This window comes from Mycolicibacterium sp. SMGY-1XX (genome assembly GCF_059132455.1).
In genome coordinates this window covers 4,584,269-4,601,388 of sequence record NZ_CP101139.1, presented here as the reverse complement: position 1 = coordinate 4,601,388, position 17,120 = coordinate 4,584,269, and the positions used below count along the sequence as shown (strand labels likewise).

At 67.8% G+C, this 17,120-nt stretch carries 17 protein-coding genes; 8 read left to right on the top strand and 9 right to left on the bottom strand.

Annotated elements, in window-relative coordinates; genetic code table 11:
• Positions 1-5: 5 nt before the first annotated feature.
• From NL241_RS22170 to NL241_RS22160, 3 genes are all read right to left on the bottom strand, one after another.
• Positions 6-302 carry a hypothetical protein gene (locus NL241_RS22170; RefSeq protein WP_494395040.1) on the bottom strand — a complete coding sequence of 99 codons (297 nt, stop codon included), beginning with the start codon at positions 300-302 and terminating at the stop codon, positions 6-8.
• Positions 299-955, bottom strand: coding sequence for a DJ-1/PfpI family protein (locus tag NL241_RS22165; RefSeq protein ID WP_494395039.1), 657 nt, complete (start codon positions 953-955; stop codon positions 299-301). Before NL241_RS22165 ends, NL241_RS22170 begins: the two co-directional genes overlap by 4 nt.
• 78 nt (positions 956-1,033) lie before the next feature.
• Positions 1,034-2,113, bottom strand: a complete 1,080-nt coding sequence (locus NL241_RS22160; RefSeq protein ID WP_494395038.1) for a class I SAM-dependent methyltransferase — start codon at positions 2,111-2,113, stop codon at positions 1,034-1,036.
• A gap of 110 nt (positions 2,114-2,223) precedes the next feature.
• On the opposite strand from NL241_RS22160, the gene NL241_RS22155 reads away from it, so the two are divergent.
• Positions 2,224-3,003, top strand: coding sequence for an SHOCT domain-containing protein (locus tag NL241_RS22155; RefSeq protein ID WP_494395037.1), 780 nt, complete (start codon positions 2,224-2,226; stop codon positions 3,001-3,003).
• Here NL241_RS22155 and NL241_RS22150 read toward each other — a convergent pair whose 3' ends face one another.
• The 3 genes from NL241_RS22150 to NL241_RS22140 form a co-directional block, all read right to left on the bottom strand.
• Positions 3,004-3,993 (bottom strand): glycoside hydrolase 5 family protein, encoded by a 990-nt coding sequence (locus NL241_RS22150; protein ID WP_487687841.1) that lies wholly within the window; start codon positions 3,991-3,993, stop codon positions 3,004-3,006.
• A 427-nt stretch (positions 3,994-4,420) separates the two neighbouring features.
• Positions 4,421-5,041 carry an MBL fold metallo-hydrolase gene (locus tag NL241_RS22145; protein ID WP_487687845.1) on the bottom strand — a complete coding sequence of 207 codons (621 nt, stop codon included), beginning with the start codon at positions 5,039-5,041 and terminating at the stop codon, positions 4,421-4,423.
• Entirely contained in the window at positions 5,038-6,123 is a 1,086-nt protein-coding gene (locus NL241_RS22140; protein WP_494395036.1) for an S-(hydroxymethyl)mycothiol dehydrogenase, read from the bottom strand. Before NL241_RS22140 ends, NL241_RS22145 begins: the two co-directional genes overlap by 4 nt.
• 164 nt (positions 6,124-6,287) lie before the next feature.
• Between NL241_RS22140 and NL241_RS22135 the strand changes: the two genes are divergently transcribed.
• The 5 genes from NL241_RS22135 to NL241_RS22115 all read left to right on the top strand — a co-directional run bounded on the left by NL241_RS22135 (position 6,288) and on the right by NL241_RS22115 (position 11,012).
• A complete protein-coding gene (locus tag NL241_RS22135; protein ID WP_494395035.1) occupies positions 6,288-6,689 on the top strand; it encodes a hypothetical protein in 402 nt (133 codons plus the stop codon).
• Positions 6,690-6,743: 54 nt separating this feature from the next.
• Positions 6,744-8,381: a LuxR C-terminal-related transcriptional regulator gene (locus NL241_RS22130; RefSeq protein WP_487687853.1), complete on the top strand. Its 1,638-nt coding sequence runs from the start codon at positions 6,744-6,746 to the stop codon at positions 8,379-8,381.
• A gap of 55 nt (positions 8,382-8,436) precedes the next feature.
• Positions 8,437-9,510 (top strand): class I SAM-dependent methyltransferase, encoded by a 1,074-nt coding sequence (locus tag NL241_RS22125; RefSeq protein ID WP_494395034.1) that lies wholly within the window; start codon positions 8,437-8,439, stop codon positions 9,508-9,510.
• Between the two features lie 51 nt (positions 9,511-9,561).
• Positions 9,562-10,383 carry a serine hydrolase domain-containing protein gene (locus NL241_RS22120; protein ID WP_494395033.1) on the top strand — a complete coding sequence of 274 codons (822 nt, stop codon included), beginning with the start codon at positions 9,562-9,564 and terminating at the stop codon, positions 10,381-10,383.
• Positions 10,384-10,496: 113 nt separating this feature from the next.
• Positions 10,497-11,012, top strand: a complete 516-nt coding sequence (locus NL241_RS22115; protein WP_487687861.1) for a DUF3145 domain-containing protein — start codon at positions 10,497-10,499, stop codon at positions 11,010-11,012.
• Here NL241_RS22115 and NL241_RS22110 read toward each other — a convergent pair.
• Entirely contained in the window at positions 10,984-11,895 is a 912-nt protein-coding gene (locus NL241_RS22110; protein WP_494395032.1) for a diacylglycerol kinase, read from the bottom strand. The two genes, NL241_RS22115 and NL241_RS22110, sit on opposite strands and share 29 nt — an antisense overlap.
• On the bottom strand, positions 11,892-13,472 hold the full coding sequence (locus NL241_RS22105) for an FAD-binding oxidoreductase (RefSeq protein WP_494398362.1): 1,581 nt from the start codon (positions 13,470-13,472) through the stop codon (positions 11,892-11,894). Before NL241_RS22105 ends, NL241_RS22110 begins: the two co-directional genes overlap by 4 nt.
• Before the next feature lie 32 nt (positions 13,473-13,504).
• Here NL241_RS22105 and NL241_RS22100 point away from each other — a divergent pair, with 32 nt between their 5' ends.
• Positions 13,505-14,089, top strand: coding sequence for a TetR/AcrR family transcriptional regulator (locus NL241_RS22100; RefSeq protein WP_487687865.1), 585 nt, complete (start codon positions 13,505-13,507; stop codon positions 14,087-14,089).
• Positions 14,089-15,642 carry a glycerol-3-phosphate dehydrogenase/oxidase gene (locus tag NL241_RS22095; protein ID WP_494395031.1) on the top strand — a complete coding sequence of 518 codons (1,554 nt, stop codon included), beginning with the start codon at positions 14,089-14,091 and terminating at the stop codon, positions 15,640-15,642. Before NL241_RS22100 ends, NL241_RS22095 begins: the two co-directional genes overlap by 1 nt.
• 36 nt (positions 15,643-15,678) lie before the next feature.
• Here the strand turns inward: NL241_RS22095 and NL241_RS22090 are convergent, their stop codons facing one another.
• Positions 15,679-17,100, bottom strand: coding sequence for an acyl-CoA carboxylase subunit beta (locus NL241_RS22090; RefSeq protein ID WP_487687870.1), 1,422 nt, complete (start codon positions 17,098-17,100; stop codon positions 15,679-15,681).
• Positions 17,101-17,120: the final 20 nt, after the last annotated feature.

The window sequence follows — 17,120 nt, the reverse complement described above, 5'->3', positions numbered from 1 at the left end:
CGGGCTCAAGCGTGGCGCCTGCCGGTCACGGCCGATCGGGGCAGCCGACCGGCCCGGGAGTGGCCGGTCAACACCTCACCGTCGACGGTCACCTCGAACTCCAGATTCAACCGCATGGGGCGGGTGACCGACTGGCTCCATGTCGCCCGAGGCCCGTCGACGGCGAGATCGATCAACGGCACCGTCTCACCCAGGTGCGTCGCCGTGCACGTGCCGTCGTCGGCGAACACATAGTCGACGTGCAACGAACCGACCGGTGTCTTGATCCGGACGTCCCACCGCCCCCGCAACGGCGCCGTCACAGCGTCACCGGGGTGCGGCCGCCCCTGGTCCACACCGTACCCCGGCGTTCGTATTCGAACAGCTGCTGAACCGCCAATGCGACTGACGAACCATACTGTCGCTCAAGCAGATACAGCCCCAGGTCCAATCCCGAGGTGACACCGCCGGCTGACACCAGATCGCCGTCGTCGACCACCCGCGCGGCGGGCACCGTGACTCCGGTGGCGTCGAGCACGTCATTGCCCAACACGTGGGTCACCGCGGTGCGGCCTTCCAGCAGCCCCGCCATGGCCAGCGCCAGCGCGCCGCCGCACACCGTCGCGACGGTGATGTCCGGATTGGCAAACGCCGCAGCCATCAACGGAATCAGCGCGGTCTCGCCGACGCGGGCCAGGAGCACCGGAATGGTCTGCACGCCGGCATCGGGATCGCCCTCGATGGGTCCGGCTGCGCCGGGAACCACGACGAAGCCGGGCTTGTCCGGATCGAGGGCGGCGGTGGCCTGCAACGTCACCCCGCGCACTCCGCTCACAACCGCTCGGGGTCCTTCCGAGGAGACCAGTTCGACCTCGAGATCGCCTCCGGCAGCATCACTCCCGGCGCTGAGTACCTCGAACGGGCCTACGACATCGAGAAGGTCAAAACCGTCGTACAACACGAATTGCGCATTCATGGTCCTCACTGTGTCGCGTGAGTGCGGCTCGCGGCAGTGGCCGTCCGGCCAGCTTCCGCCGAAATCTGGCCAGAGCGGTCAGCGACTCTTCGTGAGCACCACGGCCGCCAGCGGGATGGACACCTGCTCGGGTGCCGCCGCCAGGCGTGTCGCCACCTCTTTCTCCAGCCGGTCGAGGAATTGCCCGCGGCGCGGATCGGCGGGGCCGCCGTCCAAGCCGGACGCCAAGGTGGGCAGCACCGACGCGCGGGCGAACGCGGCCCACTGCGCGCCGAATGCGGCGGCGTCACCGTCGGCCCGATACCGAGTCCAGACGCGGTCTTCGCCACCGAACACCTCGACGTGCTCGACCGTCAGGTCCTCGAAACGACCTCTCGGGGCGAACGGCACCAGGAAGTCCTTGGCGGAGCGGCCGACCATCGGCACCGTGACCCGACGCACCTCCTCGTCGCTGACGAATCCGTCGGCGCGCAACGTATCCAGGGCGGCGACAACGGCGTCGACTACCGCGCCGTAGCCGAAGTCTCCGTCGTCGGCGATGGCCATGGTGAGCACCACCAGCCGACCGCCGGGACAGAGCTCCCGGCCGCGGAAAGCCACGAATTCGTGCCAGTCCTGGGCGGCCTGTCGGGCATACGCCGCCTTGACCTCCTTGTCCTGGGAGTGCGCCACCACGATGTGGTCGGGAACCGGGCCCGGCACACTGCTCAGCCACTGACAGGCCCACGAACTCCAGCCGAGGGTGACGCTGTTCGACGGCAGGATCTGACCGTAGAACGAGCGTCCAACTGCCGAAGCGAAGGTGGCGGCGTCCTTGCCGAGATAACTGTCTGGATCCTCGGACAACGTCTGGAACAGCGTGGTGAAGTCGTTCTCGGCGATATCGGTGTGGGCCACCAGGATGGCGTGCTCACTGCGGGTGCGCCCGCGTAACTTTCCGATGGCCGCCGCGATGGGCACCAGCGAATTGTGACCGGTCGCGGCGCCGTAATCGGCGATGACGATGGGCTGCGGCGGAGTCGGCAGCGGCACGACACCGGCGGCCTGTTCGAAAAGCGCCACCGCCTCGGACAACCCGGCTGCCTGCAGCCGAGACGACTCGGTGTAGCGCGGGCTTCCCATCGGCTCCGGGCGGACGACGATGCTGGACTCGGGCATGTCACCTCCGATCGATGTCGGTGCAGGGGGCACATCAACGGTAGTCCTGATGTGCGGAGGCGGCCGTTGATAACCGCGACGGCGGGACCCGCCCGTGTCACACTTCCGCCATGAGCGGCTCGAGAACTGCCCCGCGAATCGTGCTGGCGGCTGCCATCGGCACCCTGGTGGTGTCCATCGTCGGATTCATCGTCACCCTGCTGCTGAACATCTTCGTCTGGGACGAATTCGACGCCTACGGTGAGGTTCCGATTCCCGGTACGGCAGAGCTGCAACTGCCCGCGGGCGAGGTGACGATCAGTTTTCGCACGCAGATCATCGGCAGTACCAATGGTGGCGGACTACCGGTACCGCACCTGTCGATGGGCATCGACCCACCCGACGGTGTTCCGGACCCGGTGGTGACAGAGGACATCGGATCCACCACCACTGTCAACAACGATGCCCGCGTTGAGGTCTGGGTGGCGCAGATTCCGGCCGACGGCACCTACCGCATCAGCACCGACGGTGATGTATCGGCATTCCTGAGCCCCCGGTTGGCCTTCGGGCACGGCAGCTCGCTCGGTTGGTTACCGGTGGTGTTCGGCATCCTGTTCGCGGTCAGCATCCTGGATCTGCTGCTGGCATTGTTCTGGCTGACGCGGGTCAAGTCCCGGTCAAATGAACCCCTCGGGCTGTCGGAGGAACCCGACTTATCCGATCTCGACTTTGATGATTCCGATGACTCCGATGATGTGCCCGCACCGAGGTCGGCACCCGTGTCCTATGAACCCACCGAGGACGGAATCCGTATTCAGCAGCTGAAAACGCTGGCCGCTCTGCGTGATTCGGGCGCCCTGACCGAGGAAGAGTTCAAATCCGAGAAGCGCCGCCTTCTCGACGGGCGCTGACTATGCCGCGCCGGCGCCGATCATCCGGAACAAGGGATCGTTCGGACCGATGTCCAGCGTGCACTCATCCAGGCGCGGATCGGGAACGTAGGACCAGAACATGACGCCGGCCGCCCCATGGGCCCGTTGCGCGCCGACGATCAGGGAGATCTCCCGCTCGCGCTGGCTCAGCGACTTGCAGGTGCCTGCCTCGACACCGACCTCGGCGACGATGAGCGGTTTGTTGAGCGCCTGGGCCTGCTCGATGCGGCGCTGCAACCCGTCGCGGGCGTCTCCGGGGAGGTAGTCGGTGGCTTGGTAGTAGTGATACTCCACAACGTCGATACCCGGTGATGCCGCCACCATCTGGTACTGCTCACCGACCGAACCGCACTGGCCGCCACCGGTGTGCCCGCTGAAGATCACCGCATCGGGATCCTCGGCACGAATCCTCTCACCCACCTGGTCGAAGAACGCCCGCAGCACAACCGCCGAGTCGGCGGGACAGGTGCGGGTTTGCCACGTGCAGTTCTCGTCCGTGCAGTGCGACGGTTCCGGTTCCCCGACCGCCGTCCAGCCGGCCAGTGCGGGTGAGTCACCCCACCGGTCGACGGCGAGGTCGAGCCAGTCCGCGAAGGGCATGGGCAGCCCGTGCGACACCTCGGTCTGCCAGCCGCCGGCGTACCAGTCGTAGTCCTTGAAATACTCGTTCTCGCAACCACCCTCGCCGCCCGTCAGCACAGCGATGAGGAGCTGATTGTGCCGCAGCGCGGACTCGAAAATGGCATCGAGTGCGGAGAAGTCGAGCTGGCCGGTGCGCTTGTTCACCGCGAAGCTGGAGTAGACGTTGATCCGGGTCAAGGAATGTGGGGCGAGGCTACCGAAATACTGGTCGAGGTCGACCTGCGCACCGCAGCCGGCGTTGACATCCCAATTCGTGCCCAGCTGGTAGGCGTTGATCCCGATCGGCCACCACTTCCGCCCGTCGAGAGTCAGCGAAGTTCCGTCCACTCCCACCTTCGGCATGGGGTAGGTACCGGTTGCTGCGGTATCTTCGGGTATGAGGGGCAGCGGCTGCTCGCGCGCGCACGAGACAGCAAACATCATCGCGGTAGCTACCAGCAGCGAAACGCACCACCGCCACCGTGGTGAGCCTGCCCGACCTACCCCCATGGATGCCAGGCTACCCAACGCATTGGGGCGCTAAACAGTTAGCTGAGGCGAAAGTTACGGAAGGTGATTGCGCGAAGTGGACAGCGTCTGGTCAGTGGCCGTGCTGGTTGGGCCACAGCTCTTCGCGCTGCTCGTTCCTCGCAGCGCTCGTCAGTGGCCGTGCTGGTTGGGCCACAGCTCTTCGCGCTGCTCGTTCCTCGCAGCGCTCGTCAGTGGCCGGATCTGTTGGGCCCTTCCTCACACCGCTCGTTCCTCGCGATGCTCGTCAGTGGCCGCGGGCCACCCATTCGTCGTAGTGCACGATTTCGTCGCCGATTTTGGTGGTGTCGCCGTGGCCGGTGTAGACGATGGTGTCGGCGGGCAGGGTGCCGAGGCGGTTCTTGATGGAGTCGAGGATGGTCGGGAAGTCGGAGAAGGAGCGGCCGGTGGCGCCGGGCCCGCCTTGGAACAGGGTGTCGCCGGAGAACACGGCGCCGAGTTCGGGGGCGAACCAGCACACCGAGCCCGGGGAGTGGCCGGGGGTGTGCAGGCCGATCAGCTCGATGGCACCGGCCTGCAGGGTCTGCCCGTCGTCGACGGCGCGGAAATCCTTGCCGGGGTGGGTCATCTGCCAGAGCACGTCGTCGGCGGGGTGCAACAGGATGGGGGCGTCGAGGGCGGCGGCGAGTTCAGGGGCGACGGTGACGTGGTCGTTGTGGCCGTGGGTGCAGACCACGGCCACGACGTTGCGCCCGGCCACGGCATCGATGATCGGTTGTGCGGTGTGGGCGGCGTCGAAGACGACGACATCGGAGTCGTCACCGACGATCCAGATGTTGTTGTCGACGTCCCAGGACCCGCCGTCGAGTTCGAACTTCCCGGAGGTGACCACCCGCTGAATGCTCACAGGATCACCACCGAGCGCAGGACTTCACCGGTGTGCATTTTGTGGAAGGCGTCTTCGATGTCGTCGAGGCTGATGCGTTCGGAGACGAATTTCTCCAAGGGGAGCCGGCCCTGCAGGTAGAGGCTGATGAGGGTGGGGAAGTCGCGCTCAGGTAGGCAGTCGCCGTACCAGGAGGATTTCAGCGCGCCGCCGCGGGAGAAGAAGTCCACCAGCGGCATCTGCAGTTGCATGTCCGGGGTGGGCACGCCCACCAGGACGACGGTGCCGGCCAGGTCGCGGGCGTAGAAGGCTTGTTTCCAGGTTTCGGGGCGGCCGACGGCGTCGATGACGACGTCGGCGCCGAACCCGCCGGTCAGATCCTGAATCGTCTCGACCGCATCCAGTTCGGCGGCGTTGATGGTGTGGGTGGCCCCGAATTCGCGTGCCCAGGCCAGTTTCTTGTCGTCGCGGTCGACGGCGATGATGGTTTTGGCGCCGACCAGGGCGGCGCCGGCGATGGCGGCGTCTCCGACCCCGCCGCAGCCGATGACGGCCACGGTGTCATCGCGGGTGACGGCGCCGGTGTTGATGGCCGCGCCGATGCCGGCCATCACCCCGCAGCCGAGCAGGCCGGCGACGGCGGGGTCGGCTTGGGGGTCGACTTTGGTGCATTGGCCTTCGTGGACCAGGGTTTTTTCGACGAAGGCGCCGATGCCCAGGGCGGGGGACAGTTCGGTGCCGTCGGTGAGGGTCATTTTCTGGGTGGCGTTGAAGGTGTTGAAGCACAGGTGCGGGCGGCCGCGTTTGCAGGCCCGGCATTGTCCGCAGACCGCGCGCCAGTTGAGGATGACGAAGTCACCGGGTTCGACGTTGACCACGCCGTCGCCGATGGCTTCGACGGTGCCGGAGGCTTCGTGGCCGAGCAGGAAGGGGTAGTCGTCGTTGATGCCGCCGTCGCGGTAGGTCAGGTCGGTGTGGCAGACCCCGCAGGCGATGATCTTGACCACCACTTCACCCGGGCCGGGGTCGGGGATCACGATGTCGGTGACCTCCACCGCAGCACCCTTGGACCGAGAAATCACACCACGCACTGTCTGACTCATGCCTATAACCTAATGCCTCGCCTCGACGCTGGGACAGGGTGAGAACGTTGTCCGTACACGTGTCCAGATCATGGCGGCGCCGGCCGAGATTGGCGTGTACCGAGCCGGGGAATGAATGACCGATGAAAGCAATGCACGAGGGCAGGCTCATCACATTCTGTGTCGTGACAACCGCGGTGGTATTGGGAATCGGCGGGCTTGCCTACGTCCTGGGCGCGTCGGGGTGGTTGAGTGCACTGATCACGATCGGCGCCATCGTGTTTCTGACGTTGGGCGCGCGACGTGCCGAGACCAAGCGTTGGGGCTTCACGCGTCGGTTCTGGTCGGGTGAAGATGGCACCAAGGCGATACAGGTGGTCTTCGACGAGCGGTTGGTTTTCCTCAACCGCGTGACTCTGCTCGTCGATGGCCGCCCGGTTGATCACAAAACCATCTGGTACGGCACCAAAGAGCTCACCGGCGACGGCGTGACCGTCGTCGTGGGGTCGGGATGGATCGGCGAATGCACGGGCGCTGAGGTGCGCGACGGCGAGGGCGCATCATTCGCGCTCACCGAACGTGACTGAGTACGGCGAAAATACCTCCCCAGCTGCGCCGATCGGCGCTACGGTAGGGGCGAAATGGCCACTTCCTCCCTTGCCACGGATTGGCTCGGCACCGCACGCGCGGCATTCGCCGAACGGCGCTGGCGCTCGAGCTATGACGCCTACGCCGAGGCGAGCGCTCGCGGGCCGCTGTCCACCGATGATCTGGACGCGATGTCACTGGCCGCATGGCGGGTGGGCAACGTCAAGGAGGCAGTGCGGCTCTCCGAGCTGGTGTTCGGTCAACTGACGCGTACCGATCCGGCCGCGGCCGCCATGAAAGCCGTCGAGCTCAGTCTCGCCTGGCTGACTCGTGGCGACGTCAACATCGGCCAGGGCTGGATGAACCGGGCCCGGCGGTTGCTCACCGGCGCTCCGGAAGGCCCGGCCCACGGCTACCTGGCGTACCTCGATGCGGTGGTCGCGGCCATGAGCCAGGACCTCGACGCCTTGGCGTTGCGGGTCAACGCCCTCCGCGAGCTCAGCGTCCGCCTCGACATTCCGGCGCTGACCGCCCTCGGGTTGGTGGCCCAGGGGCTGCACGCCATGCTCGACGAACGTTTGGCCGGTGAGGGTTTCAGCCGGGCCTACGGCTTGATCGACGAGGCGATGCTTCCGGTGCTCGCCGACCAGGTGCCCGTCGAATGGGCCGGCGACATCTACTGCATCGTGCTCTACCACTGTCATCGGCTGGCCGACCTGCCGCGAATGCGGGCCTGGACCGAATCGATGGACCGGTGGTGTGGCATCAGCGGGTCGCTGACCTACGGCGGGGTGTGCGACGTGCACCGTCTGCAGGTGCTGGCCGCCAGCGACGACTACCAGCAGCTGGAGGACAAGCTCACCGACGCCAGCCGCAGGCTCGAGGACGTCAACAACTGGGCCGCCGCCGAGGGCTACTACCAGCTCGGTGAGGTGTGCCGTCTGCGCGGCGACGTCGACGGCGCGCTCGCCGCATTCGCGAAAACCCGTGTGCTGGGCGCTGATCCGCAACCAGGGGAAGCATTGTTGCGCTGCAGCCAAGGCGACAAACAGGGTGCTTGGGCGGGGCTGCGGATGGCGTTGGCCGCCGAGTCCGGGCCCGGCCGCATGCGGCTGCTGCGCGCGGCCGTCGACATCGCGCTGGCGCGCGACAGCCTCGACGAGGCCGAGCAGTATTGCGACGAACTCGAAAACGGGGCCCGCACCCGGCCCACCCCAGGCTTCCGGGCGTGGGCGGCGCACACGCGGGGCGCGGTGCTGGTGCGCCGCGGCCGCCACACCGAGGCCCTTGCCGTGCTGCAGGTCGCTCTGCGCGAGTACCGGACCCAGCAGTCGCGTTATGAGTCGGCGCAGGTGTACGACTGGATGTCGTTGGCGCACAAAGGTCTCGGCGATACAGCCACCGCAGCCGCCGACGCCGCGACGGCGGAGGCGATCTACCGCCAACTCGGGGTAGAGGCTCCCACCGACTGCGCGCAGCCGGCCCACGGTGGACTCACCCGACGCGAGGTGGAAGTGCTCACCCACGTGGCCGGGGGAGCCAGCAACCGTGACGTCGCCCGCGTCATGGTGCTGTCCGAGAAAACCGTCGCCCGGCATCTGGCCAACGTCTACGCCAAACTCGGGGTGTCGTCGCGGACCGCCGCAGTGGCATGGGCGTTCGAAAATCTGGGGCTTCGCGGTTCTGCATAGAACCTGCATGATTTGACCGATGTGCCGCAGTCGCAGGCTGCCTAGCGTTCACGGCATGACAATTCTCGAAAGCTCGTCGGTGGAGACCACCGAACACTTCGCCGGTCGCATGATCGACACCATCGACAAGGCCAGCGTGGCGATCCTGGCCAGCATCGGCCATCAGACCGGCCTGTTCGACACCATGGCCACGCTGCCGTCGGCGACCAGCCAGCAGATCGCCGACGCCGCCGGCCTCGACGAACGCTATGTGCGGGAGTGGCTGGGCGGCATGTCCACCGGCGGCGTCGTCGACTACGACTCCACCACCGCGACCTACACCCTGCCCGCTCATCGCGCCGCCGTGCTGACCCGTGCGGCTGGCCCGGACAACCTGGCCCGGTTGGCCCAGTTCATCCCGTTGCTCGGGGAGATCGAGCAGAAGATCGTCGGCTGCTTCCGCACCGGCGGCGGGCTGTCCTACACCGAATACCCCCGCTTCCACGCGCTGATGGCCGAGGAAAGCGGCGAGGTGTTCGACGCCGCGCTGGTGGACGTGATCCTGCCGCTGGTCGACGGTCTGCCGGCCCGGTTGCACGCCGGCGCCGACGTCGCCGACTGGGGCTGCGGCAGCGGACACGCGATCAACGTGTTGGCACAGGCGTTTCCGCAGAGCCGGTTCACCGGTATCGACTTCTCGGACGAGGGTATTCGCACAGCCACCGCCGAGGCCGCCCGGCTGGGCCTGGCAAACGCGCAATTCCTGCGCCAGGACGTCGCGGCGCTGGACCTCACGGAGGCCTACGACGTCATCACCGCCTTCGACGCCGTGCACGACCAGGCGCAGCCGGCGGCGATGCTGGCCAACATCTATCGGGCGTTGCGGCCGGGTGGGGTGTTCCTGATGGTGGACATCAAGGCCTCGAGCGATCTCGAGGACAACATCGGCGTGCCACTGAGCACTTACCTCTACACGGTGTCGACGATGCACTGTATGTCGGTGTCGTTGCACGACGGCGGCGCCGGCCTCGGAACCGTGTGGGGCCAACAGGTGGCGACGGCCATGCTGCGCGATGCCGGCTTCGTCGACGTCGCCGTCACCGAGATCGAGTCCGATCCGATCAACAGCTACTACCTGTGCCGTAAGTGAGATCTCCCCGGCGGGCAGGCGCTTACCGAGCCGGGGATAAATTTGCAGGCGATGAGCGCACTCGAGTTGCTTCAGAGCTGGCCGGTCCCGACTGTCGCCGCCGCGGTGGTCGGGACCTCCGGTGTGTTGGCCACCCATGGCGACCTCGACCGGCCGTTCCGGCTGGCCTCGGTGACCAAACCGTTGGTGGCGCGGGCGGCGCAGGTGGCCGTCGAGGAAGGGGCGATCGAACTCGACACGCCCGCCGGGCCCCCGGGTGCCACCGTGCGCCACCTGCTGGCTCACACCTCGGGGCTGTCGATGCTCGACGACAAGGTGATCGCCAAACCGGGGACGCGGCGGGTGTACTCCAACACCGGCTTCGCGGTGCTGGCCGAGACCATCGCGCACGCCACCGACATCGACTTCGGCACGTATCTGGCGGAGTCGGTGTTCCAACCGCTGGGCATGTCGTCGTCTCTGGACGGCGGGGCCAAGGCGGCAGGTTATGGCGTCACCGCCAGTGTGGCCGACCTCGTGCAGTTCGCCGGTGAGCTGTTGACGCCAGCGTTGGTGTCGACGGGCATGCACACCGAGGCCATCTCGGTGCAGTTCCCGGGTCTGGATGGGGTGCTGCCCGGCTACGGCGCCCAGCGGCCCAATGACTGGGGGCTGGGGTTCGAGTTGAAGGCGGCCAAATCACCGCACTGGACGGGGGCCGCGAATTCGCCGGGTACGTTCGGTCACTTCGGGCAGTCGGGCACGTTCATCTGGGCTGATCCCGCCGTCGGTCTGGCTCTCGTGGTGCTCACCGACCGGGATTTCGGTGACTGGGCACACCCCCTGTGGCCTGCTGTGTCTGATGAAGCTCTGAGAGAATTCGCGGCACACTAGCGCAACACCTGCCACACGGGGCACAATAGACACGCGCGACACACGTTTTGTGATGCTCGAAGTTCTGCAAGGTCGTTGGGGAAGACGTCCCTCGTGGAACTAAGGAGCAGCCAATGCGTGCGTCGAACCAATTTGCCGACGCGACTACCGGCGTGGTGTACATCCACGCCTCACCCGCGGCGGTCTGCCCACACGTGGAGTGGGCGCTTTCGTCGACCCTGAACGCCAGGGCGAACTTGAAGTGGACGCCGCAGCCGGCCATGCCTGGTCAGTTGCGCGCGGTCACCAACTGGGTCGGACCCGTGGGGACCGGCGCTGCGCTGGCCAATGCCCTGCGCTCGTGGTCGGTGCTGCGCTTCGAGGTCACCGAGGACCCGAGTGCCGGCGTCGACGGCCAGCGCTTCAGTCACACCCCTCAGCTGGGTCTGTGGCACGGCGCGATGAGTGCCAGCGGCGACATCATGGTTGGCGAGATGCGCCTTCGGGCACTGATGGCCGAAGGCGCCGACATGCTGGCCGCCGAACTGGACACCGTGCTCGGTACCGCGTGGGACGAGGCCCTGGAGCCCTACCGCACCGGTGGTGACGTCGGCGCGGAGATCACCTGGCTGCGGGAAGGTGTGGGGTAAGGATTCTCAGCGCCCCCGGGACCGCCTCGATGGCGGCCGGTAACGGGCAGGCGAAGTCGCCGTCGGCGTAAGCGTTGATGCCAGGGGAGTCGATGGTCACGGTGCGCACCCGCGTGGTCGTCACGGCTTCGAGCTCCACATGGGTGCCCTTGAACACCGTCGGGAACAACCGCACCAGCCGGGTCCGCGAATCCGAGGCCACCATCGTCACGTCGAGTTGGCCGTCGTTGTGGTCGGCGCCGGGGCAGATCAACATGCCGCCGCCGTAACTGCGGGTGTTTCCGACCGCCACGAACGTCAGGTCGCGGTCGAACTCCGCACCGCCGTCGAAAGACAGCCGGAACGGCAACAGCCGCAGCTTCGACAACTCGGCGACCATCGCGACGTTGTAGCGCATCCGGCCGTGCGGCCACCGGATGCGGTTGGCCCGGTCCGACACCAGCGAATCGAACCCGGCGGCCACCACCGTGCCGAACCACCTCTGCGTACCGTCGCGTGCTGTGATGCGGCCCAGATCGGCGGTCTCGGTGTGGCCGTCCGCGACCACATCGGCGGCCGCCTCCGGATCGCCGGTGGGCAGCGCGTACTCCCGGGCGTGATCGTTACCGGTGCCGGCCGGGATGACGCCCAACGGGACGCCACTGTTGGCCAGCGACTGTAGAGCCAGGGAGATCACCCCGTCACCGCCGGCGACCACCAGCGCATCCGTGCCGTGCTCGAGTGCTTCCTGCACCAGCCGGGATGCGTGCGCCGCGTCGGTGCCGACGATCGCGGTGACGTCGACACCGCGCTGCTGGAAGCGGGCGATGGCCCGCTCGGCGGCGTGCGGCGCGTTGCCGTGCCCGGAAGCGGGATTGGTCAAGACGGTGACGTGCGTGATCACGGGATCAGCTTGCCGGGGTTGAGAATGCCCGCCGGATCCAGGCAGTCCTTGACGGCCCGGAGCACCTTGACGCCGACGTCGCCCACTTCGTCGGCCATCCACGGCCGGTGATCGGCGCCGACCGCGTGGTGGTGGGTGATGGTGCCGCCGGTACGCATGATGGCCCGAGAGGCAGCACTTTTCGCCGCCTGCCACTGCTCGCTCGGGTTGCCGCGCTGGCCGGCGACCACGGTGAAGTACAACGAGGCACCCGTGGCGTACACATGCGAAATGTGGCACAGCACCAGTGCGGGTGTGCCCGATTCGGTCAGCGAGGTGGTGAGTGCCTCGGTGACGGCTACTTTCAGCGTTTCGAGATTGGACCAGTTGGTGGCGGTTTCGAGGGTTTCGCACAGTGCGCCGGCGGCCAGCAGTGAATCACGCAGATACGGGGCGTTGAAACGACCGTGCTCCCAGGCCTTCGCCGGGTCCTCGCCGAGTGAGGTGGCGCCGTGCTTTTCGAGCAGGGTTCGGGTCTCGCGGTGACGGCTCTCGGTGTGCTCGTCGGTGCCCTCGAAGACGGTGATGGCCAGGCAGCCGCCGGTGATCTGCTGTTCGCCGATCTGCTCGGTGGTGGCCAGGTTGACCCCGGTTTCGGCCTCGTCGGACAGCCGGATGACCGTGGGGCCGGTGCCGGTCTGCACGACGGCCCGCAAGGCGTCGGCGCCGGTGCGGAAGTCGGGGAACGACCAGGCCTCATAGCGGGTGCAGGCGGGGGTGGGATGGACCCGCAGGCGGACGCGGGTGATGACGCCGAACACGCCCTCGGACCCGACGATCAGATGCCGCAGATCCGGACCCGCCGCCGACTCCGGTGCCCGGCCGAGGTCGAGGATTCCGATGGGCGTCACCGCGCGCAGTCCGCGGACCATATCGCTGATCCGGCCGTAGCCCGCCGAATCCTGGCCGGAGGACCGGGTGGCGGCGAACCCGCCGATGGTGGCGAATTGGAAGCTCTGCGGGTAATGGCCCAGGGAGAAACCGTGCTCGCCCAGCAGTCGCTCGGCGTCCGGGCCGGTGACGCCGGCGCCGAGCTCGGCCTCACCCGAAACTGCGTCGAGTGCGTAGAGCTGGTCGAAGCGGCGCAGGTCCAGGGAGATGACGGCGTTGCGCGAACCGCGGTCGGGGTCGAGGCCGCCGACCACGCTGGTGCCGCCGCCGAACGGTACGACGGCGATTCCGTGCCGTGAGCAGTACGCCAGCACCCCGGCGACTTCGTCCTCGGAGCCGGGGGTGAGTACGGCATCGGGCGCGTCCTGGACTTCGCGGCTGGCGCGTCGGAGCAGGTCGAGGGTGGATTTCCCGCCCGCGCGCAACAACCGGGCGTCATCGTCGGTGCTGAGATTCGGCGTGCCGACGATTGCGGCCAAACCATCCTGATCTGTGGTGCTCAACGCGGTCGGGCGCAGTCGGACGTCCTGGGGTGTGAGCTCGTCGGCGTCAGGGGAGTGGACCCCGAGTGCCTGTTCGAGCAATGAGCGGATGCCGTCGGAGAGCGGCTTGGCAGCGGCCGGGTCGCCCCAGGCATTCCATTTCATCGGAGGACGAATCATGAGTTACAGTATTACAGATGTTGTCAATCAGTAATTCTGTTGCCGAATCGGCAGGGATCGAGGACCGGATCCTCGCTGCCGCGGCCAGTTGCGTGCGGGATTACGGCATCGACCGCGTGACCCTGGCCGAGATCGCCCGCCGCGCCCGCGTCAGCCGTCCCACCATCTACCGCCGCTGGCCCGACACCCAGTCGGTCCTGGCGGCCCTGCTCACCCGCAGGATCACCGGCGTCCTGCGCGACATCCCGCGCGGCGGCACCGACCGCGCCGCGATCGTGGAGCGGGTGGTGGCCGTTGCCCAGCGTCTGCGCGACGACGACCTGATCACCGCGGTGCTGCATTCCGCGCCGGAGATGGCGATGGTGTATATCGCGGAGCGGCTGGGCACCAGCCAGCAGATCCTCATCGACGCGCTGGCCGCCGACCTGGCGGTGGCGCAGGCCGGTGGCAGCGTCCGCCCCGGTGACGCCGTCCAGCTCGCCGCGATGGTGCTGCTGATCGCGCAGTCCACCATCCAGTCGGGGCAGATCGTCGAGCCGATTCTGCCCGCCGACGCATTGGCCGCCGAGCTGACCCACACCTTGAACGGATACCTGCGCTGATGGCCGACCGGGCAGCGCTGAACGCCTCTCGACGCGCTCGTGAACTCGACGAGTTGTCCTCTGCGACAGTGGATGTGCTGGTGATCGGCGGCGGAATCACCGGCGCAGGCATCGCACTGGATGCCGCCTCGCGTGGGTTGTCGGTGGCGCTGGTGGAGAAACACGACCTGGCGTTCGGCACCAGCCGATGGAGCTCCAAGCTGGTGCACGGCGGGCTGCGCTATCTGGCCACCGGCAACATCGGGATTGCCCGGCGCAGCGCGATCGAACGCGGAATCCTGATGACGCGCACCGCTCCTCACCTGGTGACGGCCATGCCGCAGCTGGTGCCGCTGTTACCGTCGATGGGCAGGGCCGAGCGGGCGCTGGTGCGGGTGGGCTTCCTGGCCGGCGACGGGTTGCGCCGGTTGGCGGGCACACCGGCTTCCGTACTGCCGCGGTCGGGGCGGGTGCCGGCGGCCCGAGCGATGGAGCTGGCGCCCACGGTGCGCAGGTCCGGCCTGGCCGGCGCACTGCTGGCCTATGACGGACAGTTGATCGACGATGCGCGGCTGGTGACGGCCGTGGCGCGCACCGCCGCCCAGCACGGCGCCCGCATTCTCACCCGGGTGGCGGCCACCGAGGTCACCGGCGACTCGGCCACGCTGGTCGATGGTCGCGGCGGCGCCACGATGCACGTGCGGGCGCGCGCGGTCATCAATGCCACCGGGGTGTGGGCGGGGGAGGTCGATGCCGGGCTGAAGCTGCGGCCCAGCCGCGGAACACATCTGGTGTTCGACGCGCGCGCCTTCGGCAATCCTGTTGCGGCGCTGACCATTCCCATTCCGGGCGAGCTGAACCGCTTTGTGTTCGCGATGCCTGAACAGCTGGGCCGGGTGTATCTGGGGCTCACTGACGAAGACGCGCCGGGGCCGATACCCGATGTGCCGCAAGCAACTCCCGCGGAGATCGACTTCCTGCTCGACACGGTGAACACCGCGCTGGACACGCAGCTGACCACCGATGATGTGCGCGGGTCCTACGCCGGCCTGCGTCCATTGCTGGAGCCAACGGGGGATCGCAGGCCCGGAGCGAAGCGACCCCGGGAAAAGGCACAGCACACCGCCGACATCTCCCGAGACCATGCGGTGCTGGAATCGTCGTCCGGAGTGGTCAGCGTGGTCGGCGGCAAGCTCACCGAATACCGGTACATGGCCGAGGACGTCCTGAACCGGGCTGTGGCGCTACGCGGGTTGGCGGCTGGGCCGTGCCGTACGCAGGACCTGCCGCTGGTCGGCGCCGGTGCCCTCGATCGCGGGCTGCCGCCGTCGCTGGTGGCGCGTTTCGGTGCGGAGGCGGCGAAGGTGATCGCACTGGCCACCTGCGAGCGCCCGACGGACCCGGTGGCCGACGGAGTCGACGTGCTGCGCGCTGAATTCGAATATGCCGTGACGCATGAGGGCGCGCTGACCGCCGACGACATCTTGGACCGCCGGACCCGGATCGGGCTGGTGGCCGAGGATCGACAGCGGGCTTTCGCGGCGGCTCAGGAAGCGATTTCGGCGCGTTCGTAACCGCTCAGCGGTTACGAACGCGCCGAAATCACCAGGTCACAGCGGGATGTTCTTGTGCCGGCCGCGGCGGGGAGCCGCTTCGGCCAGCGCCTGGGTGAGCACGCTGCGGGTGTGGGCGGGGTCGATCTTCTCGTCCACGACACCGATCTCGATGGCGGAGTCCACCCCACCGGCGATGCGCTCGTGCTCGGCGGCCAGTTCCTCGTGCAACGCCTCGCGCTCCTCGGGAGCGGCGGCAGCCAGCTTCTTCTTGTGCAGGATGCCGACGGCGGCCTTGGCGCCCATGACGGCGACCTCGGCTTCGGGCCAGGCGAACACCTTGGTGGCGCCGAGCGAGCGCGAGTTCATGGCGATGTAGGCGCCGCCGTAGATCTTGCGGGTCACCAGCGTGACGCGCGGAACGGTGGCCTCACCGAAGGCGTGCAGCAGCTTGGCGCCGCGACGGACCACGCCGCCCCACTCCTGATCCACACCGGGCAGGTAGCCGGGGACGTCGACGACCACCACGATCGGGATACCGAAGGCGTCGCACAGGCGCACGAATCGTGCTGACTTCTCGGCGCTTTCGGAGTTCAGGCAACCGCCCAGGCGCAGCGGGTTGTTGGCGATCACACCGACCGTGCGACCGGCCAGCCGGCCCAGGCCGACGACGATCGACGGCGCCCAGCGCGACTGGAACTCCTCGAACGGCACACCCTCGTCGAGCAGGGCGGTGATCAGGGGCCGCACCTCGTAGGCGCGCCGGGCCGATTCGGGCAGCAGCGCCTTGAGGTCGGTGTCGCCGGCCTCGGCCTTGGTGCGGTCGAAATGCCCCTGCTGGCAGAACAATCCGACCAGGCGGCGGCCACGCTCGTAGGCGTCGAGCTCATCGTCGGCGACGATGTGGCACACCCCGGACTTCTTGTGGTGGGCGTCGGGCCCGCCCAGGGACACCATGTCGACGTCCTCGCCGGTGACACTGCGCACCACATCGGGGCCGGTGACGAAAACCTTGCTCTCCGGCGCCATGATGATGACGTCGGTCAGAGCCGGACCGTAGGCGGCACCGCCGGCGGCGAAGCCGACGACCACCGAGATCTGGGGGATGAAGCCGGACGCGCGGATCATCGCCTCGAACACCAGGCCGACGGCATGCAGGGCGCGCACGCCCTCGGCCAGCCGGGCGCCACCGGAGTGCCAGATGCCCACAATGGGGCTCTGCTCCTCGATGGCGGTGTCATAGGCGTTGACGATGTGGGCGCAGCCCTCGACGCCCATGGCGCCGCCCATCACCGTGCCGTCGGTGCAGAACGCGATGGTGCGCACCCCATTGACGGTGCCTGCCGCCGCGAGCACGCCGGAGCGGTCACGCTCGTGCAGCAGCTCCACGGTGCCGTCGTCGAAGAACGTGCTCAACCGCAGCAGCGGATCGCGGGGGTCGAGCGACTCGTTGACTGCCTCAGGCGCCATGGTCGTCATATGGGGTATCTCCTAGCGTT